The sequence below is a fragment of the Acetivibrio clariflavus DSM 19732 genome (assembly GCF_000237085.1).
GTDB classification, from domain to species: domain Bacteria; phylum Bacillota; class Clostridia; order Acetivibrionales; family Acetivibrionaceae; genus Acetivibrio; species Acetivibrio clariflavus.
Genome location: NC_016627.1, coordinates 4345951 through 4369568, shown reverse-complemented (window position 1 = coordinate 4369568; position 23618 = coordinate 4345951). Strand labels below are relative to the sequence as shown.

The 23618-nt window shown below is 44.6% G+C and carries 28 protein-coding genes; all 28 read left to right on the top strand.

The window, feature by feature from the left end; translation table 11 throughout:
• The first annotated feature begins 136 nt into the window (after positions 1-136).
• The 28 genes from CLOCL_RS18335 (at position 137) to CLOCL_RS18205 (ending at position 23587) form a co-directional block, all read left to right on the top strand.
• A complete protein-coding gene (locus CLOCL_RS18335) occupies positions 137-649 on the top strand; it encodes an RNA polymerase sigma factor (RefSeq protein ID WP_041715289.1) in 513 nt (170 codons plus the stop codon).
• A complete protein-coding gene (locus tag CLOCL_RS18330; protein WP_014256706.1) occupies positions 633-1547 on the top strand; it encodes a hypothetical protein in 915 nt (304 codons plus the stop codon). The genes CLOCL_RS18335 and CLOCL_RS18330 overlap by 17 nt, the downstream gene beginning before the upstream one ends.
• Before the next feature lie 658 nt (positions 1548-2205).
• Positions 2206-2598 (top strand): RNA polymerase sigma factor, encoded by a 393-nt coding sequence (locus CLOCL_RS18325; protein WP_014256704.1) that lies wholly within the window; start codon positions 2206-2208, stop codon positions 2596-2598.
• A 75-nt stretch (positions 2599-2673) separates the two neighbouring features.
• Positions 2674-2865 (top strand): hypothetical protein, encoded by a 192-nt coding sequence (locus CLOCL_RS21790; RefSeq protein WP_014256703.1) that lies wholly within the window; start codon positions 2674-2676, stop codon positions 2863-2865.
• Entirely contained in the window at positions 2828-4300 is a 1473-nt protein-coding gene (locus CLOCL_RS18320; RefSeq protein ID WP_041715287.1) for a DEAD/DEAH box helicase, read from the top strand. The genes CLOCL_RS21790 and CLOCL_RS18320 overlap by 38 nt, the downstream gene beginning before the upstream one ends.
• 4 nt (positions 4301-4304) lie before the next feature.
• The gene (locus CLOCL_RS18315; protein WP_476691464.1) at positions 4305-4706 is read left to right on the top strand and encodes a gp33 family protein; all 402 of its coding nucleotides are present in this window, start codon (positions 4305-4307) and stop codon (positions 4704-4706) included.
• Positions 4707-4827: 121 nt separating this feature from the next.
• On the top strand, positions 4828-5580 hold the full coding sequence (locus CLOCL_RS18310; RefSeq protein ID WP_014256700.1) for a hypothetical protein: 753 nt from the start codon (positions 4828-4830) through the stop codon (positions 5578-5580).
• Between the two features lie 57 nt (positions 5581-5637).
• Positions 5638-7560 (top strand): bifunctional 3'-5' exonuclease/DNA polymerase, encoded by a 1923-nt coding sequence (locus tag CLOCL_RS18305; RefSeq protein ID WP_014256699.1) that lies wholly within the window; start codon positions 5638-5640, stop codon positions 7558-7560.
• A 4-nt stretch (positions 7561-7564) separates the two neighbouring features.
• The gene (locus CLOCL_RS18300) at positions 7565-8386 is read left to right on the top strand and encodes a phage antirepressor (RefSeq protein ID WP_014256698.1); all 822 of its coding nucleotides are present in this window, start codon (positions 7565-7567) and stop codon (positions 8384-8386) included.
• A 15-nt stretch (positions 8387-8401) separates the two neighbouring features.
• Complete coding sequence (locus tag CLOCL_RS18295; RefSeq protein WP_011838167.1) at positions 8402-8827, top strand: DUF7768 domain-containing protein; 426 nt, start codon at positions 8402-8404, stop codon at positions 8825-8827.
• Positions 8824-11379: a phage NrS-1 polymerase family protein gene (locus tag CLOCL_RS18290; RefSeq protein WP_014256697.1), complete on the top strand. Its 2556-nt coding sequence runs from the start codon at positions 8824-8826 to the stop codon at positions 11377-11379. The genes CLOCL_RS18295 and CLOCL_RS18290 overlap by 4 nt, the downstream gene beginning before the upstream one ends.
• A gap of 299 nt (positions 11380-11678) precedes the next feature.
• The gene (locus tag CLOCL_RS18285) at positions 11679-11981 is read left to right on the top strand and encodes a VRR-NUC domain-containing protein (RefSeq protein ID WP_014256696.1); all 303 of its coding nucleotides are present in this window, start codon (positions 11679-11681) and stop codon (positions 11979-11981) included.
• Positions 11982-12072: 91 nt separating this feature from the next.
• A complete protein-coding gene (locus tag CLOCL_RS18280) occupies positions 12073-12528 on the top strand; it encodes a hypothetical protein (RefSeq protein ID WP_004400053.1) in 456 nt (151 codons plus the stop codon).
• Positions 12529-12652: 124 nt separating this feature from the next.
• Positions 12653-12883, top strand: a complete 231-nt coding sequence (locus CLOCL_RS18275) for a hypothetical protein (protein ID WP_014256599.1) — start codon at positions 12653-12655, stop codon at positions 12881-12883.
• 133 nt (positions 12884-13016) lie between these two features.
• On the top strand, positions 13017-13376 hold the full coding sequence (locus tag CLOCL_RS18270; protein WP_014256695.1) for an HNH endonuclease: 360 nt from the start codon (positions 13017-13019) through the stop codon (positions 13374-13376).
• Between the two features lie 120 nt (positions 13377-13496).
• Positions 13497-14048: a P27 family phage terminase small subunit gene (locus CLOCL_RS18265; protein ID WP_014256694.1), complete on the top strand. Its 552-nt coding sequence runs from the start codon at positions 13497-13499 to the stop codon at positions 14046-14048.
• Positions 14048-14230 carry a hypothetical protein gene (locus tag CLOCL_RS18260; RefSeq protein ID WP_014256693.1) on the top strand — a complete coding sequence of 61 codons (183 nt, stop codon included), beginning with the start codon at positions 14048-14050 and terminating at the stop codon, positions 14228-14230. Before CLOCL_RS18265 ends, CLOCL_RS18260 begins: the two co-directional genes overlap by 1 nt.
• Positions 14205-15503: a site-specific DNA-methyltransferase gene (locus CLOCL_RS18255; protein WP_014256692.1), complete on the top strand. Its 1299-nt coding sequence runs from the start codon at positions 14205-14207 to the stop codon at positions 15501-15503. The genes CLOCL_RS18260 and CLOCL_RS18255 overlap by 26 nt, the downstream gene beginning before the upstream one ends.
• A gap of 5 nt (positions 15504-15508) precedes the next feature.
• Positions 15509-16762, top strand: a complete 1254-nt coding sequence (locus tag CLOCL_RS18250; RefSeq protein WP_014256691.1) for a site-specific DNA-methyltransferase — start codon at positions 15509-15511, stop codon at positions 16760-16762.
• A gap of 116 nt (positions 16763-16878) precedes the next feature.
• Positions 16879-17571, top strand: a complete 693-nt coding sequence (locus CLOCL_RS18245) for a virulence factor (RefSeq protein WP_013782364.1) — start codon at positions 16879-16881, stop codon at positions 17569-17571.
• Complete coding sequence (locus CLOCL_RS18240) at positions 17564-17899, top strand: hypothetical protein (protein ID WP_014256690.1); 336 nt, start codon at positions 17564-17566, stop codon at positions 17897-17899. Before CLOCL_RS18245 ends, CLOCL_RS18240 begins: the two co-directional genes overlap by 8 nt.
• Positions 17896-18126: a DUF4314 domain-containing protein gene (locus tag CLOCL_RS18235; RefSeq protein WP_014256689.1), complete on the top strand. Its 231-nt coding sequence runs from the start codon at positions 17896-17898 to the stop codon at positions 18124-18126. Before CLOCL_RS18240 ends, CLOCL_RS18235 begins: the two co-directional genes overlap by 4 nt.
• 141 nt (positions 18127-18267) lie before the next feature.
• Positions 18268-19167, top strand: coding sequence for an amidoligase family protein (locus CLOCL_RS18230; RefSeq protein ID WP_014256688.1), 900 nt, complete (start codon positions 18268-18270; stop codon positions 19165-19167).
• Positions 19168-19228: 61 nt separating this feature from the next.
• Positions 19229-19696: a gamma-glutamylcyclotransferase family protein gene (locus CLOCL_RS18225; RefSeq protein ID WP_014256687.1), complete on the top strand. Its 468-nt coding sequence runs from the start codon at positions 19229-19231 to the stop codon at positions 19694-19696.
• A gap of 3 nt (positions 19697-19699) precedes the next feature.
• Positions 19700-19894 carry a DUF5049 domain-containing protein gene (locus CLOCL_RS18220; RefSeq protein ID WP_014256686.1) on the top strand — a complete coding sequence of 65 codons (195 nt, stop codon included), beginning with the start codon at positions 19700-19702 and terminating at the stop codon, positions 19892-19894.
• A 54-nt stretch (positions 19895-19948) separates the two neighbouring features.
• On the top strand, positions 19949-21601 hold the full coding sequence (locus CLOCL_RS18215; protein WP_014256685.1) for a terminase large subunit: 1653 nt from the start codon (positions 19949-19951) through the stop codon (positions 21599-21601).
• A complete protein-coding gene (locus tag CLOCL_RS18210; RefSeq protein WP_014256684.1) occupies positions 21598-22920 on the top strand; it encodes a phage portal protein in 1323 nt (440 codons plus the stop codon). The genes CLOCL_RS18215 and CLOCL_RS18210 overlap by 4 nt, the downstream gene beginning before the upstream one ends.
• A complete protein-coding gene (locus CLOCL_RS18205; RefSeq protein WP_004400077.1) occupies positions 22859-23587 on the top strand; it encodes a head maturation protease, ClpP-related in 729 nt (242 codons plus the stop codon). Before CLOCL_RS18210 ends, CLOCL_RS18205 begins: the two co-directional genes overlap by 62 nt.
• The last annotated feature ends 31 nt before the right edge of the window (positions 23588-23618 follow it).

Below are 23618 nucleotides of genomic sequence, written 5' to 3'. Positions count from 1 at the left end.
CTTAATTTGGGTTGCGGCGATTTTTATGACTTATTACGAATGAAAAACGATTTTGTTATCGTCTAATATAAAATAGGGATATTTTAGTAGAATTGGAGAGCGTTTATTGGAACGCAGCCGATCGGGGTGCAGGTTAATGGCGAATGATTTTGATGATATTGAATGTTTAGTTAAGACTTATGGAAAAGATGTTTTAAGAATATGCCGTTATTATCTACGCAATAGTCAGGACGCGGAAGATGCCTTTCAGGAAGTCTTTATTAAACTAATAAGGAAACGCTCTACATTTCGTGGCAAATCCGAGTTTAAAACATGGCTGACAAGAATTGCCATTAATACGTGTAAAGATTTTCTAAAAAGCCGTTCGTTAAGGAATAGTACAGACGAAAGTCTTCTCGACTGCAACGATTGCATTGATGCTGCAAAATATGATGAATATGATGAGCTTTATCAAATTATAACTACATTACCTTTGGATTATAAAGACGTAATATTGCTTAAATACTATTACGGCTATACCTCAAAAGAAATTGCGAGAATACTTAAACTAACAGAGCCTGCCGTAAACTCAAGATTGCATAGAGCCAAAATTTATCTCAAAGAAATATTAACTGAGAAAGGATGGTCGGATTATGAATACCTCGATTGAAAAAGCACTTCATAAAGGATTGGATGACGTTGAGGTTCCACCGCGGCTGGAAGTTCAAACAATAGAAAAAATTAGGGAGAAATCAAAAATTACTTTTTTCAATTTTAGATTGAACAGGAAATATGTTTCCATTGCCGCATGTGTGGTGGTGGTTGTTATTGCTTTTATAGGTGTTCAGCCATATATCAATAACAATAATATTCTCCCAAGTGAAAAAGGATTAGACCAGCCGAGCGTTCAGGCTCCCTCTTCTACTAATCTTGATAATACAGGACAAAACAGTGCAGTTTATCATAACATAGATATATCGCAGATTATTAGGCAACCATATGAAGCAAACGTACCGGCAAGCTATTTTTTTCAAAATTGGCTTCAGTTTGTAAAGAAAAACCCGGGTGTCGGTTCACATTGGGATAACCAACAATTTAATAAAGATAGTATAGAATCAGTTCTGCATATATCTATTATTTCACCTGTTCTTCCCAAAGGGGATTATACGACAACACAAAGCGTTTTGGTGGACGACGCAACTGGTGAAGTCATGGCATTCCGTACAGACTATTATTACTACAACAAAGATACGTTGGAATTTCAAAACCGCTTCAGCGTCTTTTATTTCTTAGTAGATTATTTCAACACAGAAGAACTGGAACAAGTCCAAAATGTAACCAAGCCAAACGGACAAATCCATATAGATGATTTTTATCCATCAACCAATGTAAATGCAAAGGTACCTCATGTTAGGAAGTTGATATACTTGGAAAACAGAGTCGGTATTGCCATTGAAGCAGAAGCAGATGTTGTCAAGACTGAAGACAAAGTTGATGAAGAAAAAAGCCGTGAACGTTATGAGGAAACCGACAAACAACTTATTGGCTTGATGAAATCTATAATCTGAGGCAACGTTGCGCAAAGGTGCCGGATTATTGAGCAGGGCGGTGCAGCTATTTAAGCATAGGAGAAACTCAAGCCTCTTTTCATGCACATGGACATGCCAAATCAGACCGCCAAGTTTCAATTGTTGTCTTGATTCGGCTTGTCGCCGCGACAATAAAATCAGAACAGAAATTATAAAACAAACATAGTTAACAAACGTTAATCTTAAAAAAAGAAAGGCGGAATCTACATTGTACCATATTTCGCAAGGGAAAAATGAAGCAATATCCATAAGCGCAAACAAGAAAAATTCGGCATGACAACACCTGCCGGACTTAAATAATAGCTGAGCGTATGGCGGGTGCTGCCGTGTAGGTTGGAGCTTAAGAGGTTGATATTGTATGATATGTACTTCATGCAATATCAAGCGGTTCTCTGCCAATATACATAAGGCAAAAGCTATACGCCGGAAAAGATTCCATCCCCGTATAAAAAGACAATACAGCGCAAAAAGAGATGACGACCCTTAGGCAGGGCACTGCTTGATAGAATAGTTTTTGCGGCCGAGTTTACGGATTTCAGTAAACTCGGCCGCTTTTGTCTTTGCGCTGTTTTACAGAGATGCCGCAGCCCTCCCCGCCTCCTTTCCCATGAGTTTTCGGGAAAGGAGGTGGAAATGGATGGACAAGGAGTATTTTATTGAAATAAACGGCAGGCAAATTCCGGTAAGCAAGGAAGTATATTATGCCTTCAAGCGCCCTGCTTGGAGAGAGCGCAAGCGCAGGCAGGTTCGCGCGGAAAAGGAGCTCTCGCTCGAAGCGTTTGCGGACGCGGGGTTTGAGATTCCTTCCGGGCAGGCGCTGGTTGACGAGATCGTCGAGGACAAGCTGTTATTAGACATGCTGTCCAAGGCGCTTTCGGAACTGACCGAGGAGGAGCGGGTTCTGATTGACGAGCTGTTCTTTAACGATAAGTCGGAACGCGAAATAGCTCGTGAAATAGGTGTATCCCAACCGGCCATACATAAGCGCCGTAACCGCATACTGGAAAAATTAAAAAAATTGATGACTTAAGGTTATCAACCACCCCCAAACTTTCCTTTGGATTGTGAGGGGGTTTTTAATTGCCCCGAAACGGAGGTGAGAGACATGAGAAAAAGCGTGAACGCCGCTTTGACGCAGAGCGAGGAAACGACGGAAGAACTGGTAGGCATCCTGACCGCCATCAGCATAGTGTCAAAACGGCTGGCAAAAAAGCTGGCGACGCTTGAAAAGCCGCCTGACGAAGGGAGGGACAAAACGGATGGAACAGCCGAAGCCGCTTCTGCCCATGCCGATTAAAGCCGCGCCGTATAAGCATCAGATCGACGCTTTCAATTTCGTATGCGGCAAGTTCGGCCTGATTCCGGCGAGCGGGATGGCATCTTCCGGCGCGGCTCTGCTCATGGAAATGGGCACCGGAAAGACCATAACCAGCATTGCGGTCGCCGGCGCTTTGTATCAGACTGGCAAAATCCACAGGATTCTGGTGGTGGCCCCGCTCTCCATCCTTGGTGTTTGGCGGGAAGAGTTCGAGAAATTCGCGGATTTCGATTACAGCCTTGCTGTTCTTGAAGGCAGCGCCGCAAAGAAGATCGATACCATGCGGCACATGCGCGGCTCTCCCCTGCAAGTCGCGGTGATCAATTATGAATCGGCGTGGCGGCTGGAAAAGGAACTGTCCGCATGGAACCCCGACATGATCATCGCCGACGAAGGCCACAAGATTAAAACCCATAACATTGCGGCTTCCAAGGCCATGCACCGGCTGGGCGCGCGGGCAAAGTACAGGCTGCTGCTCACAGGGACGGTCATTACCAACAAAGCCATCGACGTATTCAGCCAGTATAAATTCCTCAACCCGGCAATATTTGGCCAGAGCTTCTATGTATTCCGCAATAGGTACTTTGACATGGTCGGCTATGGCAACCACACGCCGGTGCTGAAAAAATCAATGGAGCAGGATTTAATGAAAAGGCTTCACAGCGTCGCCTTCCGGGCGACCAAGGCCGAATGCCTGGATTTGCCGGAGACCACCGACATTGTGCGGTATGTGGAGCTTGAGCCTGTCATTTTAAAGAAATATAAAGAGCTTGTCAAACAAAGCTATACTGAGCTGTCAGCAGGAGAAGTAACAGCTACAAACATACTGACACGCTTGCTTCGTCTTTCGCAATTAACCGGTGGCTTTATCGGAAGCGATGACGGTGGGAAAATCGAGCAAGTCAGTGATGCCAAGTTGAAAGCTCTTGAAGATATCCTTGAAAGCAGTATTCAAGAAGGACATAAGCTGGTTGTCATAGCAAGGTTTATCCCCGAAATCCATGCCATATGCAGGATGATGGAAAAAAAGAATATTAGTTATGCGTGTATTTATGGGGCAACAAAGGATCGCCAAGAGCAAGTAAACCGGTTTCAATGTGATCCCGACTGCATGGTGTTTGTAGGCCAGATTGCAACTGCTGGCCTTGGTATTACGCTAACCGCTGCAAGCACAATGGTATTTTACTCCCTTGATTATTCCATGTCGAATTTCGAGCAGACAAAAGCCCGCATCCATAGAGTTGGGCAGAAGAACAGCTGCACATATATCTACCTTATCGCCAAGGGTACTGTAGACTCAAAAATCCTGACTGCTCTGCGCAATAAGGCAGATCTTGCAAAAATGCTGATAGACGACTACCGCAAAGGAGCAAATCCTTTTGCCCCAGAGGGAGGTGAAAGCTGTGAGCAATAATGCGATGTTTGAACTTGCTGACCGTCTTAAGGAGCTGCGCGAGGCAAAGAAGGCTGTTGAAGAGGAACTGAAAAGCATTAATGCAGAGATTGACGATGTTGAATACCGCCTGTCTGAGCTGATGATCAGCAGTGAGACGCAAAACTTCACAAGAGCAGGAACAATGTTCTGCCTTTCAACGACAACAAGAGCCAGTGCTGCCGCAGGCATGAAGGAGGAACTGTTTGACGCACTACGCAGTAAAGGCTTTGGAGAACTCATCTATGAAACAGTCAATGCAAATTCCCTGTCAGCATTTGTTAAAGAACAGATTGCGGAGAATGGGGACGAGCTTCCGGACTGGCTGAAAGGCCTTGTGAATGTCTTCGAAAAGACAACAGTAACTGTGCGGAAAGCAGCAAGGTAAATAGCTTCAGAAAGCAATGCTCCAATATCAATGTTCAAGGAATAACTGTTCGAAGAACAATGCTTCAAAGAACAATGATATAGATTACATTTCAAATTCATATTTACGGAGGTATAAAAGCATGAAAAACAATGAACTCGTAACTATTAACGAAAATACAGGTTTTCTTCAGCTCGCTGATTTCAATCTTGACGAGGCAATGGCATCAGAACTTGACGGTCTTGACATGACTTTTGAACGCATAAAAATCCCGTCCGCAGGCAGCACAGTATTCGAAGTACCCGGGGAAAATCCCGGAGAACCTGATACTGTCAAAGAATTCTCAGCGGTAATTCTTTATCATCATCCACTTTATGCATACTACAAGGACAAGTATACCGGAGGCAGTAACCCACCGGATTGCGGAAGCTTTGATGGTATAACCGGCGAAGGAGACCCCGGGGGAAGCTGTGCCAAATGCCCATATAATCAGTTCGGTTCAGGGGAAAACGGTAGCAAAGCCTGCAAAAACCGCCGTAGGATATATGTACTGCGTGAAGGGGAAATTTTCCCGTTAATACTCTCTTTGCCTACTGGATCGTTGAAAGAGTTTTCCCGCTACATCAAAAGGCTGCTTTCTAAAGGCAAAAAATCAAACAGCGTTGTTACTCGCTTTTCTTTGAAAAAGGCGGCCAATTCAAGCGGTATCACCTATTCACAGGCTCAGTTTGCTGTAGATCGGGATCTGACCGCCGACGAATATGCGTTGATATCCAAGCTTTCCGAGCAGGTCAAAGCATTCAGTACCCGAGTCGGCCATGACACTGAACCTGCCGGTGAAGAGGTAATAAATGTAGACCCTGAATCAGGTGAAATTACTGAGCCGCTTAAGTGATCAAAGGCCCTATCGGAGAGTAACTTCCATCTCCGATAGGGCGGAAAGGAGAACCGCATGGGATACAAATGTGTTTATATGCTGTCTGAAATAAAAGAGTATCTGAAAAACACTGTCCTATTTGCTTTCGACTTTGAAACGTCACCCCGCGATAAATGGAGGAACGATAAAAGTGCAGCTCTGGATGCTCATAAAGCAGATATTACAGGGATCAGTTTTTCAGTATCAGAAGGGACTGCTATATATGTTCCACTTAAACATCGTAGCGGGCGAAATGCAGAGAACCAGGCGGCAATATGGGATTATCTGAAATTACTATTCGAATCAAAAGATGTAATAAAAGTTGCTCATAATCTGGCTTTTGAGTCTATGTTCCTTTACGCAAGAGGTATCGTCCTTCAAAAGCCTTGCTATGACACGATTGCAGCATCACAACTTACATTAAAAAGCAAGTGGGAGTTCAGAAGTCTTGCTGACAGCGGATTAAAAACGCTTGCACCTGCACTCTGCAAAGCAGAAATGACAGAATTCTCAACGGTTACTGAAGGTCGGTTTTTCGATGAATTGAACCCTCAGGATGAGAAGACTGTCCGCTACGCTTGTGCTGACAGCGACTACACTCTTCGCTTGTATCATGTTTTCAATCAGTGGTTTGATAGATTTTTACCCAAACACAGAACTATTGTGGAAGAGGTAGAATCGCCTACATCAGTATATGTCGGGATAATGAAGTATAACGGCATATTGGTGGATAAGTCAGCCATGCTGAAGAAACAAGCGGAAGCCGCAGAAAAGATTGTCAGTATCAGAAAAGAGATTACCGGAATTATCGGCAATGTAGAGATTGGGGCAAATGCTTCAACTTCAGCATTTAAAAAATATCTTTTTGTGGATCTCGGTCTTCCGGTCATGAAAACGACCGCAAAACATCAGGAAGCTGCCGATGATGAAACCATGATCCTATTAAAAGGATGGTGTGAATCCAACAGGCCTGAACTTGCTCGCTTATTTGAACTGGTGCAGGAATACCGCAAGTGGGGCAAACTCAAATCCACCTATATAGACGGTTATCTTCGATTTATTGATGAGGATACCGGCAGGATTCATCCGGACCTTATGCCACTGGGGACAGAGACAGGCAGATTTGCGTCAAGAAACCCGAATATGCAGAATTGCCCGCAGAAAGACAATGACCCAATAGGCGTACGGAAATTTATCATTTCGCCAGCCGGAAAGGTTCTTTTATCCCTTGACTTTTCACAGATAGAACTGCGCGTCGGAGCGTTTTATTGCAGGGACAAACGTATGCTGGAAACCTATCGTACTGGCGGTGATATCCATGCTCAGACCACTTCTGTTATTTACCGCATTCCTTTTGAAGAGGCAGCAGACAAAAATGCTCCACATTATAAAGAGCGTAGGACCATTGCAAAGAACTGCAATTTCGGTGTGTTCTATGGCCTGTTTCCTACTGGCTTACAGAGAACACTTAAATTTAAAGCTGGGCTGAACCCAACTTTGTCCGAATGTGAGACCATCATTCAAAACTTGAAATCCGGATACCCCGGTCTTGCCAAATGGCAGGATGAGGTAAAAAAGCGGGCTGCTATAAGCTGCTATACAGAAACATGGCTGGGCAGGCGAAGATACTTGCTGGGAATTCGGTCATCAGATTGGGGCAAGAAGTCGTTTGCCGAGCGGTGCGCATTAAATACACCTATTCAAGGTACAGCGGCAGATATTCTAAAGCTTGCCTGTGGGCGCATCATCAGTGGACTTCCCGAAAGGCTTTGGCTGAAACCTATGCTGCAGATACATGACGAGCTGGTTTTTGAATTACCGGAAGACAAGGTGGACGAAGCAGTTGTTTTTATAAAAGAGTGTATGGAAACACAACCCTTCCCTGAATTTGATGTACCTATTGTGGCAGAGGCTTCGGTAGGAAGAAATTTTGGAGAAATGAAAGAAATGGAGGATTGATATTATGACTAATTTACAGGTTTTTAAGAATACAGAATTTGGAGAACTTAAAGTACTCGTTATTGATGGAAAGGAATACTTTCCTGCAACGGATTGTGCAAGGATGCTAGGATATAGTAACCCTCGTGATGCGATACAACGCCATTGCAAACCAGACGGGGTCGTGAAACACGACGGGGTCACCTTAACTACAAATCAATATGGTGTCTCGACTGAACAGCATGTTGAACGGACTTATATTACAGAGGGAAATCTATATCGTCTCATTATACGTAGCAAACTTCCTGCTGCTGAACGCTTTGAAAGATGGGTCTTTGATGAAGTGCTGCCCACGATCAGAAAATATGGAGTTTATGCTACAGATAAAGTTATCGAAGAGATGATTTCTAATCCGGAGTATGGTATCAGGATTTTCTCTGAACTGAAGGCAGAACGCGACAGACGGAAAGCTTTAGAAATAGAGAATGCAAAGAATAAACAGATTATCAGTGAGTTGAAGCCCAAAGCGAGCTATTATGATCTCATATTGCAAAATAAAAGCCTTGTGCCGATCAGCAAGATTGCCAAGGATTACGGAATGTCTGGCCGCGCTTTCAATAAGCTGCTTCATGATCTTGGAGTACAGTACAAAATGGGAAACTGCTGGCTTTTATATCAGGAGTACGCCGATCAAGGATACACGCAGTCCAAGACTCATGCTATTGATGCAGAAAGAAGCGTAATGCACACATATTGGACACAAAAAGGAAGGCTATTTATCTATGACCTTCTTAAAAACAAGAAAGGTATATTGCCTGTAATCGAACGTGAACAAAAAAGCGCATAGGCAGGGGGTAATACCATGAGTATCAGCAAGTTTAACGCGGAAGGATATTACGACCCCACACCTTATGAAGCATTGCTTAGGATTGAGCGAGAGGCCAGGAAAGCGCCTTACAGACCGATGGTATTTATCTGCAGCCCATATGCTGGAGATATAGAACGTAATATCCGTAAGGCTCAGGGGTACTGCCGCTTTGCAGTGAGCAGGAATTGCATACCTATTGCTCCGCACCTCTTGTTTCCGCAGTTTATGGACGACGATGATGAACAAATGCGAAATCTGGGCTTGTACTTTGGCATGGTACTGATGTCAAAGTGCTCAGAAGTGTGGGTATTTGGCAGAAAAATCACTAAAGGGATGTCCATTGAGATTGAAAAGGCAAAGCAGCGCAGCATTCCGATCCGGTATTTTAATGAACGATGCGAGGAGGTGCAGTGTAAGTGAGCATCTCATTCCCTAAAGAATTGGCAAACCGGAAGCAATGGATCTGCTGGCGTCTGGAACCAAACACAAAGGACGGAAGAGACAGTAAAATCCCTTACAATCCCTTAACCGGTAGAAAAGCCTCAAGCACTAACCCAAACGACTGGTCGACCCTTGACGATGCGATTGCGGCAAAAGAACAATATCTCTATACCGGATTAGGTTTTGTATTCGCAAAAAGCGGAGGTTTAGTAGGGATAGACATAGATCACTGCCGCGACAAAAACACTGGGGAATTAAGCGATACCGCCAAGGATATCCTTGAGCGGTTTCCGTCCTATACGGAAATCAGCCCTTCAGGAACTGGGCTTCATATTTTCTATAAAGGGGAGATGCCTGCTAAGGGCAATAAAAACACTAAAACCGGCGTTGAAATGTATGCCCACAGCAGATACTTCACAATGACTGGCGAGCGACTGCCAGGGACTCCTGATTACATTGCTGAAGATAATGGAGCTCTAGCCTGGATACATGAGAATTATATCAAAAGTAAAAAGCGGAGAGGAAAAAGCAAGAAAGACCGTAAGGTGGTTAAGCTAGAGCCGCTTACAGACGAAGAAATTCTGGAGAAAGCCCGGACAGCCGAAAACCATAAGGAATTTGATCTGCTATGGGAAGGAAAATGGCAGGAAGCAGGGTATCCGAGCCAGTCCGAAGCCGACCTTGCTCTTTGCTGTATGCTGGCTTTCTGGTCAGGCAAAAACAAAGAGCAGATGGACAGGCTGTTTAGAAATTCCGGGTTATTCCGGGAAAAGTGGGATACGGTACATCATGCAAGTGGAGCAACATATGGGCAGGAGACACTGGATAAGGCCATTGAAGTTACAGAGAACGTATACAGCCGCGAAAGCGAGTCAGTTATCTTTGAACATGAGGGCAGGTATTACCGCACCAGAGGCGAAAGTGTGTATCCTATAACAAATTTTATCATTCAACCGGTGGAGATGATTGTATCAGAAGATGAAACGCAGATGACTGCTGATCTTATTACAATTCGTGATGAAATATACCGCCAGACATTTATGACTACCGACTTCAATAACATCCAAAAATTTAAAAATATCTTGAACCGCCGGACGATATCCTTAGGCTATTTTGGCTCAGAAGGAGATTTGGAACTGCTGAAAGGTTATATATCCGAAATGGAGTGGGTAAGGAAAACAGGGGTCAAGGCTCTTGGGATTTATGAGCATGGCGGGCGGATGGTATATGTTTCAACGGATGGTGCCATTGAAGCCGGAGGCAACATGATTGAAGATATCGTGCAGCTTGATAAGTATAAAAGCATAACAACCGATATCCTAACCTTTGAGCCATTGACAAAGAAACAGCTTATTATGCTTGGTGAATGGCTCCTCAGCTATAACGAGCCCATAAAAACGGTATCAGTAATGGCCTGGGTGGCCGGGTGCTTTATCAAACCGCATCTTAAAAAATCAGGCATCAAGTTTCCTCATTTATTGCTTGTCGGAGAACAAGGCAGCGGAAAAAGTAATACATTGGAGCGGGTTATTCTGCCGGTATTTTCGTGCAGCAAAATCCGCGCGGCTACGCAGGTTACTGCATTTACACTGATGAAGGAATCTGCATCATCGAATCTGATACCGCAGTTGATGGATGAGTTCAAGCCTTCAAAGATAGATAAGTTAAGGCTAAATGCCTTATACAACCATCTTCGAGATGCATATGACGGCCATGAAGGTGTCCGCGGTAGGGCGGATCAAAGTGCTGTTACTTATGAACTGTTGGCGCCTATTATTGTAGCTGGTGAGGAATCGCCGGATGAAGCGGCCATCAGAGAACGGAGCATAGAATTGCTATTCAGCAAGAAGGACTTAAAACCAGCCAGCCATAGACAAGCATTTTATAAGCTGTGTGTAAAAGCGGATCTGCTTGGCAGCTTCGGTCGGAGCCTGCTGGATACAGCACTCAGAGTATCGGTTGCTGAGGCAGAGAAGTGGTATGAGGAAGCAAAGTCAGAGATATCTGATGAGTTTCCATCTCGTATCGTCAATAATCTCGCCTGTTGCTATGCCGGACTGAGCCTAGTAAACAAACTATGTGAGTTCCTTAATGTTACATGGTCTGAAGTGTTTTCCATTAACAAAGGTACATGTATTCGATATCTTCAAAACGGTGTGCAGGAGTACTTGCTGGATGGCGGCAGCAATAACAAGACTATTGTAGAACAGACGCTGGAAATCATGGCCCGGATGAAACTGGCTCCGAATCAAGACTACACTTTTGATAAAGGAGGCAATGTTATCGGGATTCGTTTCTGTGATGTATATGACCGCTATACCAAGTACAGACGCGATTATGCAATCACAGGTGAATGTCTTCCGTATAACCAGTTTCTGAAGCAATTGAGGCAAAGTGACTTTTTTCTGGAGAGCAATAAAACGATGCGTTTCGGGAACGAAACTAAGAAAGCGTGGGCTCTTGATTTTTCGATATTGAAAGAGCGATGCGATGTGAGCGGCTTTGAAATTACAGATATTGAGCCTCTTTAGTATTGAAAAAGGTAACAAGGTAACAAAAAGGTAACGCCCGAAACGCTGGTGAATAGCCACTTGTTACCGATGTTACCTTTGTTACCTAAACTTTATATATACGCGCGAAAGTACCATTGCTTTTTTAAGACTAAAAAATATAAAAATAAAAATATTTGTGTATACACCTACCCCAAAAAGAGGTAACAAGGTAACAAAATCCTGAAAAGCGCTTGGGAAGCTGATTTATGAGATGTCTTTTTTGGACGTTACGAGGTTATAAGAGGGAAAAAGGTAACATTTTTGGAGGATGAGCGGTTATGTCTGAAAGAAGTATTGTGACTAAAGTACTGCGGTACTTAAAGACAGTACCGGGGTGTTTCTGTTGGAAGGAACATGGTGGTATGTACGGGACAGCGGGGATACCAGACATTATTGCCTGTGTAAATGGACGGTTTATAGCTTTTGAAGTAAAAACCCCATCGGGAAAGACAACAAAACTGCAGGAAGCAACTATAAGGAAAATCCTCAATGCCGGAGGAGTGGCAGCGGTTGTCCATTTGGTAGATGAGGTGAAGGTTATTCTGGAAAAGTATGACCTTCTGCAAAGAACGAAGACATAACGAACAAGGAAACAAGCACTGCAAAGCAACGCAAAAAAGCACACTGCTTCAAAGATCAAGGTTTTTTATCTTGATTTTTTGGAGGTGCGATATGCTGATTGCATGGCAGTATTTAGATAAAAAAGCGGCTGCTGTTGAAGCTTTAAAAGATTACAGCAGCATGCAGTACATTATCGAACACAGTGATGAGGATATATATGAAGTTGAAACCCGTATGACAAGCCCTCATAGTGCAAAGATTACCGGAGTTCCGGGCAAACACAATCCCAAAAGCGGTGAAGAACGCCTTGCTGCTTGCCTTGACGAGATTGATGTGTTGAAAGAACGTTACAGACGGGCATTAGAATATATGGAGTGGTTCAAGCCTGCTTGGGAAGCCCTGTCGGAGGAAGAACAGTTTATACTGACAGAATTTTTCGTTAATGATGTGAGCAAGACAGAAGCTGTAGCAAACATCGGAGAGAAGCTGTTTCTTGAAAGAGCACAGGTGTACCGCAGGAAGGACAAGGCGCTTAATCATCTGGCACTGCTTTTATACGGGAAGTAGAAATGAGATTTTTATGAGATGTAAAACACAGGTATCCCATATATAATGATATCGTGGAAAATGACATAAAAATTCATAAGCCCTTCGGGGCTTTTTTTATGCCATAAAACAGGAGTGAGGAAAGATGTACGATAATTGTTTTGGCAGTAACGGAAGGAATGGCTGCAATATCCTGACTGTACACAAGTGTCAGCAAGATAAATGTTCCTTCTATAAAAGCACCCAAGAGTTAGAGGAAGATAGAAAAAAGGCTTATCTTTTGCTTGCAGCTTTACCACCCGATATGCAGCGGTATATCTCCGATAAGTATTATAACGGTAAGATGCCATGGGCAAAAAGTAAATGTTCTGTTTAGTATTCCAGATGAGATTTTTATGAGATGAAATTCAGTAAAAAACCAAATATAATGGTATTGTGAAAAGTTATGGATAAGCCTTCATGGGATGAACCTGTGAGGGCTTTTTTATACGTGTAAAGGAGGTGGCCAGATGCCAAGAAAACCAAAAAGGACTTGCTCCTTTCCTGGCTGTCCTGAACTGACGGACGGAAGGTACTGTGACATGCATCAAAGGCAAGTGGATGCTTATTACAACAAATACGAACGAGATCCCCAAACAAGAAAACGCTATGGCCGGAGATGGAAACGCATCAGGGACAGATATATCTCAGAGCATCCGCTTTGCGAGGAGTGCCAAAAGTACGGAAGGCTTACACCAGCCGAAGAGGTACATCATATTATCCCTTTATCCAAAGGCGGAACCAATGCAGACAATAACCTTATGAGCCTGTGCAAACAATGTCACTCATCGCTCACTGCTCGCGAAGGAGAACGATGGGCAAGACGGTAGGGGGGTCAAAATCTCTGGCGGAGTAGTTTTGTGCAACGGGCGGGGGGTCACGCGCGAAAAATCGCAGTTTCAAACGGGGTATATCCCCTGTTTATTTTTACATGAATCGAGGTGATTTGTATGGCAAAGGACGGTACCAACCGCGGCGGGGCACGTATTGGTGCAGGACAGAAGAAAAAGCCTCTGGCGGATAAGATTTTGGAAGGAAACCCCGGCAGACGAAAGCTCATGGTAATGGAGTTTACGGATGTTGCGGAACTGGAAGGAGAGAGCATGCCGCCACCGAGGGATTATCTTGCCGCAAAGCAGAAGAACGGCAAAACAACATTGGCGGTGGAAATATACGAAAAAACATGGCAGTGGCTTAAGGAACGCAGGTGTGTTCATCTTATACCTGCGCAGCTTATAGAGCAATATGCCCAGAGTGTGGCGCGGTGGATCCAGTGCGAGGAATGTATCACTGAATTTGGCTTTCTTGCTAAGCATCCGACAACTGGCAATGCCATCCCGTCACCTTATGTGGCTATGAGTCAAAGCTTCATGAAACAGGCCAATAACCTGTGGTATCAAATTTATCAAGTCGTGCGGGAAAACTGTGCTACCGAATACAAGGGGGCCACTCCCCACGACGATGTGATGGAAAAACTATTGACAGCCAGGAGGGGTGGCTGATGCATAAAACAAATTCAATCTTTCTTAGGGAACTAAGAAAATATGAAGACCATTTAACGAAGCAGCAGTTTAAGACTCTGCGGGGACAAGTAATAAACGGAGATTGTGAGGGCGCAAAAAAGGGTCTTAAGAAAATATTGAACAGGAGAATGCAAGATGAACATACAAAAAATATCTGTTGAAAAACTTAATCCAGCAGCATACAACCCACGCAAGAATTTAAAACCTGGCGATAAGGAATATGAAAAGCTAAAACGGTCAATAGAGGAATTTGGCTATGTGGAGCCTGTTATCTGGAACCAAAAAACAGGTAATGTGGTAGGCGGGCATCAACGCTTAAAGGTTTTGCTGGACTTGGGACAGACAGAGATAGATTGCGTCGTTGTAGATCTTGACCTGCAGAGAGAAAAAGCGCTTAATCTTGCTCTTAATAAGATTCAGGGAGAGTGGGACGAGAATAAACTGGCTGAACTGATGGCTGAGTTGGACGCAGGTGCATTTGATGTTTCGCTTACAGGGTTTGACGCTTCTGAAATAGACGAACTGCTTAACCGATGGTACTCCAAAGAGGCGATACAAGACAGCTTTGACATAGATAAAGCGCATGGGGAAATTGTGCAGCGCGAGCCTGTAACGAAGCGGGGCGATATCTGGCTTCTCGGGAATCATCGCTTGATGTGCGGCGACTCTACTAAGGATGAGGATTTTGAGAAGTTGATGAAAGGGTGTCACGCACAGATGGCAGTGACTTCCCCGCCTTACGGAGTGGGCAAAGAATATGAGAAGGCCGGAATCGAGCCGTGGTTTGAAACCGTCCGCCCGGTGATCAAAAACCTTTGCAGGCATGCGGATATTGTCTGCTGGAACCTGGGTGATCTCTACGCCACCGGCTCTCAGTTTATTGAACCCACCAGTGTTTACAGCGTGAATATGTTCTTGGACAACGGTTACCGCCCTATCTGGATCCGCATTTGGAAGAAACAAGGGCAAAATTTCGGTGTAGGACCTTATCATCTTGTCTCAAACAAGCCGGTTCAGCAGTATGAGTATATTTCAGCCTTCAGCAATAAAGGAGAAGTTGAGGAATATAACGATCAGGAATATGTATGGCTTTCAGCCTTTGCGGGACACAGTTATAAATTTGTGAAAAGGCTTACAAAGGAAGAACGCAAGAAATGGGGCTATGCTGGGATATGGGAGATGACCACTGTACGGGCAAACAAGGAGCATCCTGCAATGTTCCCTGTGGAGCTTCCATGGCGGTGCATCAAAATGCACAGCGACAAAGGAGGTATTGTGCTTGAGCCGTTCTCTGGTAGCGGAACTACTATAATTGCGGCTGAACAGACCGAGCGTAAATGCTACGCAATGGAGTTATCCCCTGTTTACTGTGATTTAGCTGTTAAGCGCTGGGAGGAATTCACCGGCGAAAAAGCCGTCAAACTGGAGGGTTAAGATTTATGGATATACTGAAAATACCAGCAGAAAAATTAAAACCTTCGAAATATAACCCGCGGAAGGACTTAAAACCGGGCGATCCTGAATACGAGAAACTCCGCCGATCCATTGAAGAGTTTGGATATGTAGAGCCGGTCATATGGAATAAACGCACCGGGAATATTGTCGGCGGACATCAGCGTTATAAAGTACTAACAGCTTTGGGGTATAAGGAGATCGACTGTGTTGTAGTTGATTTGGATGAACAGCGGGAAAAGGCGCTCAATGTTGCACTGAATAAAATCAGTGGCGAGTTTGATATTCCGCTTTTGACTGATCTGCTTATGGATTTAAATGAAGATGGTTTTGACGTTTCTCTTACCGGGTTTGATGCTGCGGAAATTGATGAGTTGTTCCGTGATAAAACAACCGCTAATGTCAAAGAGGATAATTTCGATACAGAAAAGGCAATTGCAGAGATTAAAATTCCGGTCACTAAAAAGGGCGACATATGGGTACTTGGCAGCCACCGTCTGATGTGCGGTGACAGCACACTGCTTTCAGATGTGCAAAAGCTGATGGATGGGCAAAAGGCGAGATTTGTTTTCACCGACCCACCCTGGAATGTTGATTACGGTTCAGATACCAGGCATCCAAGCTGGAAGCCAAGACAAATTCTAAATGACAATATGAGCACCGAAGAATTCGGCGCTTTTTTATTGCGCGCTTTTAAATGCATGAAAGAGGTTTCTGAAGCCGGATGCATGACCTATGTGGTAATGAGTGCTCAGGAATGGGGCAGTTTGATGAACGTCATGCGGGAGGCAGGGTATCACTGGTCGAGCACAATTATATGGAAAAAAGACAGCTTGGTACTATCAAGAAAAGACTATCATACCCAGTACGAGCCGATCTGGTATGGTTGGCTTGAAGGAACACGCCTTTGCCCGCTTAAAGACCGTAAACAGTCAGATGTTTGGGAGATACCCCGTCCTAAAGTATCGGAGGAGCACCCTACCATGAAGCCGGTATCGCTTGTAGCAAAGGCAATACTCAATAGTTCCCATATTGGAGATTTAACTCTTGACCTGTTCGGTGGTTCTGGTACGACAATGATTGCGGCACAGCAGACCGGGCGGGTTTGTTTTATGATGGAGCTTGACTCGAAATACTGCGATGTGATTGTAAAGCGCTATGTTTCACAATTTGGCGCAGATTCAGTATTCTTGGTAACAGGTAGTGAAAAAATACCTTACGCGGAAACACAGATTGATTAAAAATGTCCTTGCTTTCCCCTCAAAACAGAGCGTTAATGTACTCCACCAAAAAGGAAAGGTGGGATTTTTTATGGGAATCAAAAATGTTTTAGCTTATTTGAGGGGAGGTGTATGGCATGAGCAATAACAGCTTTCGCTTTTCACAGAAGATTGTCGGTCAGGAGAGAAAAGCCATTGCCTCGGTCATAGCTGAAGCCCTTGAAGGCCAGGTGCGCTATGCCGGAGCACCGGAGTTTTTGTATGAGATTAAAGACGAAAAATCTGCTGGCAGTTGGACGATTGACAGGGACAGTGTGGTTCACTCACCGAAAATCAGTCTCAATGAAATAAAAACCATCCGTTCAGTTATTGACACGTTGAATGTGGAGGGCTTTTCAGCAGAGGGGACCATGACAATTACTCTTTCGTTGGAGGGCTTTAGCGCGATTAGCCTTGAAAACCTAAATAATATGCTGGCCAGCAAAGAGACATTGATAAAGAAGGCGATGTTGATTGAGGGGGAACTTGTAGTCTTAGCTGAAAATGATGAGATTTCCTTCCCTTTCTGGAACGCGACTTTAAATGCTGATGAAGTGCAGACTTATATAACGCTGGCAAAGCAGATGGCAGAACAGGCAAAATTACAGAAGCGAGTACTACGCAAAGAAAAACCAACAGATAATGAAAAATATGCTTTTCGCTGTTTCCTGCTTAGGTTGGGGTTTATAGGTGATAACTTCAAAACTGAACGCAAGGTGTTACTTTCAAGGCTGTCCGGTAACGGGGCGTATCGGAAAGGCAGAGCAAAGGCGGTGGATGAAAATGAATGATTTTCATAGCACCGCCTTCTTTGTCAAGCATCCGTTTAGAATAGAGGATTTAAAAGTGCCGCATCGGTATGAGACGAGGAAACGATTTGTAGTTGTAAAAACTATCGAGCTATCAAAGATTGATTATGATAACTTCGTTGCCGACCTATGTGTTGATCGCATTTTCATTGAGGAAAATAAAGGGCTTTGTCACGTTAATGAGGATGGAGTGTGGCGTTGCCTGCTGGTTAAGCAGCGGCGACGGTCTGATGGAGTGTTGGTAATGCCGGATGGTAGAGATTACCCAAAGTATGCCGCATATTATCATGGAGAGGAGGACGAACTATGAGTGCAAGAGGCTTCCCTTCAAAAGAAACAGTCCTTCGCATTAAAGAGCAGTATCCGCCGGGAACACGTGTTGAGCTTATCTGCATGGATGATCCGTATTCTAAGCTGAAACCGGGATACCAAGGAACAGTATCTTTCGTGGATGATATCGGAACTGTTCATATCAACTGGGACTGCGGTTCTTCTTTGGGTGTAGCCTATGGTATAGATGTGATCAGAAAGCTGTAAATGTACACAATTCAAGATGTGTAAAATTGTTCAAAATCCAGTGGAAACTCACGCAGAATTGCCTTGCTATCCTGTGTTTTCAATGGCCTAATGTACACTGCCAAAGGGCAAAAAACACAGAGAAAGCGAGGAGAAAGCGCAATGCTTACAACGAGATTTGGAATCGAGGTAGAATTGACGGGGATTACAAGAAAACAAGCGGCAAAAACTGCAGCAGCTTTTCTTGGAGGGAGGGTTGAATCCAGCGGAGATTATTACGATACCCAAAAGGTTATTGCACCGGATGGACGGATATGGAAATTCATGAGCGACGGGAGCATCCGGACTCAGAAAAAGGAAAACGGCAGGATTGTGGCGGCTGGCCGGGAATATAGCGTCGAGTTGGTAAGCCCGATACTGACATACTGCGAAGACATTGAAATCCTGCAGGAATTGATAAGGAGGCTTCGCAAGGCTGGAGGTTTTGCAAACACAAGTTGTGGAATTCATATCCATATAGACGGTGCAGACCACACACCGCGAAGCATCCGTAATTTTATCAACATTATCGCCAGCAAGAATGACCTTTTCTATAAAGCATTGCAGATTGAGCCGGACAGGATGCGGTTTTGTAAAAAGATGGATGCGGCACTGGTTGAGAAGATGAATCGGCGTAAGCCCAAAACCATGGCGGCGATTGAGAGCATCTGGTACGAAGGTTACAGCGAAAGCCGAAGCACCCATTACCATAATAGCAGATACCACTTTTTGAACCTGCACAGCTTTTTTAATGGCAATGGGACAATTGAGCTTCGAGGCTTTAACAGCGAACTTCATGCGGGAAAAATTAGAAGCTACATAGTGCTTGCCCTTGCGTTAAACCATCAGGCGTTAACGCAAAAATGCGCTTCCAGCAAGAAACCACAGGTTGAAAATGAGAAGTTTGCCATGCGGACATATCTCAACCGCATAGGACTTATTGGTGATGAGTTCAAAAACTGCCGGGAGCATCTTTGCAAACACCTTGATGGTAACGCAGCATGGCGGTTTCGGGCAGCATAGATAGACAATCGCAGGGGTGGATCTCCGCCTCTGCCTTGGTAAATACAAGGAGGATGATACGATGAGCAAAGAAAGAGGAACCATATATTTAGCATACGGAAGCAATCTGAACTTAAGGCAGATGGCATACCGCTGCCCAACGGCAAAAGTGCTGGGGAGTGCAAAACTCACAGGATACCGGCTGTTATTCAGAGGAGGGAATGGCGGCGCAGTAGCGACAATAGAAAAACAAAAAGGTGAAAGTGTACCGGTAATGCTTTGGAGAATCATGCCTAATGATGAGAAGGCGCTGGACAGATATGAAGGTTATCCGCATCTATACCGGAAAGAAACGGTTAAGGTACGTTTCAAAGGGCAGTGGGTACCCGCAATGGTGTATATCATGAATGAAGGCAGACCACTGGGAGCACCGGGTCGTTACTATTACGAGGTGATTCGGCAGGGCTATATAGATGCGGGTTTTGATATTTCGTTTCTCAATAAAGCGGTAAGAGATTCAATTTCAGCGGCAGAGAAGTCAGAGGTGTAGGACATGGGTAACGAGAATCTGATAACTGATAAGATTTATCGGCAGATTATAGCCATACGGGACAGCGGTGCCTGTAATATGTTTGACTTGCCAAGAGTACAGGAAGAGGCATATAAAATGGGGTTTTATGAATTAGTAGTATTTCTTAATGAACACAAGAAAGAATATGCCGAGTTTATCCTGACAGGCAAACGATAACGTTTATAACGTAACAAGTTTCATAGAAATCCACTAAGGAGAGGAACTTCATCCATGAGGTTCCTTTTTTCTTGCTCAATTTTAGGAAAGGAGGCGGCAAAGCTGCGGAAGTTAAAACGATATAAACCAACCAAGTTTATGGCGGAAGGTTCTCGATATGACAAGGAAGCGGCGGATGCCGCTGTTACTTTTATAAACTGCCTGAAGCATACCAAGGGTGAATGGTATGGAATGCCTTTTGAATTAATTGACTGGCAGGAACAGATTGTCCGGGATATATTCGGAATCTTGAAACCTAACGGATACAGGCAGTTTAACACTGCCTATATAGAAATTCCAAAAAAGCAGGGTAAGAGCGAACTTGCAGCGGCAATTGCTTTATATCTTACCTGTGGTGATTTCGAGCATGGTGGCGAGGTTTATGGATGTGCGTCTGATCGTCAGCAGGCATCCATTGTTTTCGATGTTGCAGTAGATATGGTGGAACAGTGTCCGGCATTAAAATCTCGAATTAAACCAATGCTGTCACAGAAGCGGCTGGTTTATAAACCGTTAGGCAGTTTTTATCAGGTGCTTTCAGCGGAGGCATATACGAAACATGGGCTAAACGTCCATGGTGTGGTATTTGACGAACTTCATGCTCAGCCAAACAGGGATCTTTATGATGTAATGCTTCACGGATCTGGCGATGCAAGAAAACAACCGCTGTTTTTCCTGATCACAACTGCTGGCACAGACCGCAATTCCATCTGCTGGGAAGTACATCAAAAGGCTGAGGATATTCTTCAAGGGCGTAAGATAGATCCGACTTTCTACCCTGTTATCTACAGCGCAGCCGATACCGATGACTGGACAAGTGAAAAGGTATGGAGAAAGGTTAACCCGTCACTGGGCATTACAGTCGACATCGAAAAATTGAGGGTGGCTTGTGAAAATGCCAAGCAAAATCCTGCAGAGGAAAATTTATTCCGTCAGCTCCGCTTAAATCAGTGGGTGAAACAATCGGTGCGCTGGATGCCAATGGATAAATGGGATAAGTGTGCGTTTCCTGTTGATGCAGAAAAATTGCGCGGCAGAACCTGTTACGGAGGACTTGACCTGTCATCTACTACCGATATTACCGCCTTTGTGCTGGTGTTTCCACCGCTTGATGAATCTGATAAATATCAGATTCTACCTTTTTTCTGGATACCGGAGGAGAATATTGATCAGCGTGTGCGGAGAGATCATGTGCCTTATGATGTCTGGGAGAGGCAAGGCTTTTTATATACCACTGAGGGTAACGTCGTGCATTATGGCTTTATCGAAACCTTTATTGAGGAACTCGGAATGAAATATAACATTAAGGAAATAGCCTTTGACCGCTGGGGCGCAATTCAGATGACGCAAAACCTCGAGGCTTTGGGGTTTACGGTTGTTCCATTCGGTCAGGGTTTCAAGGATATGTCGCCGCCTACAAAAGAGTTGATGAAGCTGACATTGGAAGAACGCATCGCCCATGGTGGTAATCCAGTACTGCGGTGGATGATGGACAATATCTATGTCAAAACCGATCCCGCCGGAAACATTAAGCCGGATAAAGAAAAATCCACCGAGAGAATAGATGGTGCGGTAGCGTTAATTATGGCGCTTGACCGCGCGTTAAGGCATGACGGGGATGAACGCAACGGATCAATTTATGATGAAAGGGGGCTGTTGATTATATGAGTGTATTTTCCCGTTTGTTCAAAGCAAGGGATAAGCCGAAAAACAGCCTGTTCGGTAATGCATATAGCTTTTTCTTCGGCGGCACATCCAGCGGAAAAGCTGTCAATGAGCGGACTGCTATGCAGACAACTGCAGTGTATGCCTGTGTAAGGATACTTGCAGAAGCCATCGCCGGGCTTCCGCTTCATGTGTACCGCTATAAAGAAGACGGTGGCAAAGAAAAAGCGTTGACCCACCCGCTCTATTATTTACTCCATGACGAACCAAACCCTGAGATGACTTCATTCGTGTTCCGAGAAACACTGATGAGTCATCTTCTTTTATGGGGAAACGCTTACGCTCAAATTATTAGGGACGGTTCCGGACGAGTGCTGGCGCTTTATCCACTTTTGCCAAACAAAATGACGGTAGACAGGGCTCCAAATGGAGAACTGTTTTACACTTATCGGCGCGACAGCGATGAGAGCAGGGTTAATCCAAAAGCAGGCCTTATTTACCTACGAAGTGAGGAGGTTCTTCACATCCCGGGACTCGGTTTTGACGGACTGATCGGATACTCCCCTATTGCTATGGCCAAGAACGCCATAGGCATGGCTATTGCCTGTGAGGAGTATGGTGCATCCTTTTTTGCCAACGGAGCAAATCCGGGTGGCGTTCTGGAACATCCCGGTGTATTAAAGGATCCGGCAAAGGTGCGGGAAAGCTGGAACGCTGTTTATCAAGGAAGTGCCAATGCTCATCGCATTGCAGTTCTGGAAGAGGGAATGAAGTTTCAACCAATCGGCATTCCACCCGAACAGGCACAGTTTTTAGAGACAAGAAAGTTTCAGATAAATGAAATTGCTCGGATATTCCGAGTACCTCCCCATATGGTTGGAGATCTTGAAAAGTCAAGCTTTTCAAACATCGAACAGCAATCTCTGGAATTTGTTAAATACACGCTTGACCCGTGGGTGGTGCGTTGGGAACAGGCTCTCCAAAAAGCGCTGCTTTTACCATCAGAGAAGCGGGCATACTTTGTCAAATTCAATGTAGATGGCCTTCTGCGCGGTGATTATGCAAGCCGCATGAATGGTTATGCTGTAGCTCGCCAGAACGGCTGGATGTCTGCTAACGATATCCGCGAGCTTGAGGACATGAACCGGATTCCGGCGGAGTTGGGCGGAGATCTGTATCTTGTTAACGGTAACATGACCAGGCTTGCCGATGCAGGTGCCTTTGCAGGCAAAAACAATGCTGAAACGGAGGGATCAAAAGTTGAACAAATCACAAAAACAAAAACCGGTTCGCCGCTTCTGGAACTGGATACAAAACGATGATGGCAGCCGGACATTATATATTGACGGCCCAATAGCTGAAGAAAGCTGGCTGGGAGACGAAGTAACTCCCAAGCAGTTCAAATCAGAGCTGTTGTCCGGAGAGGGTGATATAACGATCTGGATCAACAGCCCTGGCGGAGATATATTTGCAGCTAATCAAATTTACAACATGCTTATGGATTACAAAGGCAAAGTGACGGTAAAGATTGACGGTATTGCAGCCAGCGCCGCTTCGGTCATAGCTATGGCCGGAGGTGACGTCTTTATGTCACCAGTCAGCATGATGATGATTCACAACCCTATGACAATAGCCATCGGTGATACAGAAGAAATGGAGAAAGCTATCGCAATGCTGGAAGAAATAAAGGAATCCATCATCAACGCTTATGAGCTGAAAACCGGGCTTTCCAGGGCAAAAATATCGCACCTAATGGATGCAGAAAGCTGGTTTAACGCAAGAAAAGCGGTGGAACTTGGCTTTGCCGATGGAATCTTGTTTATGGAGGATGAATCATTCCCATCCGAATTTGAAGTATCAGGAGGAATGATCTTCAGCAGGCAGGCAGTAACAAATTCCATCCTGCAAAAGCTTAAACCAAAAGAGAAACCAAAAGGAACACCAATTGAGTCGCTTGAAAAGCGGCTTTTTCTACTTTTACCCCACTAAATCTGCGATTTAGCGGGGACCCCAAATAAAA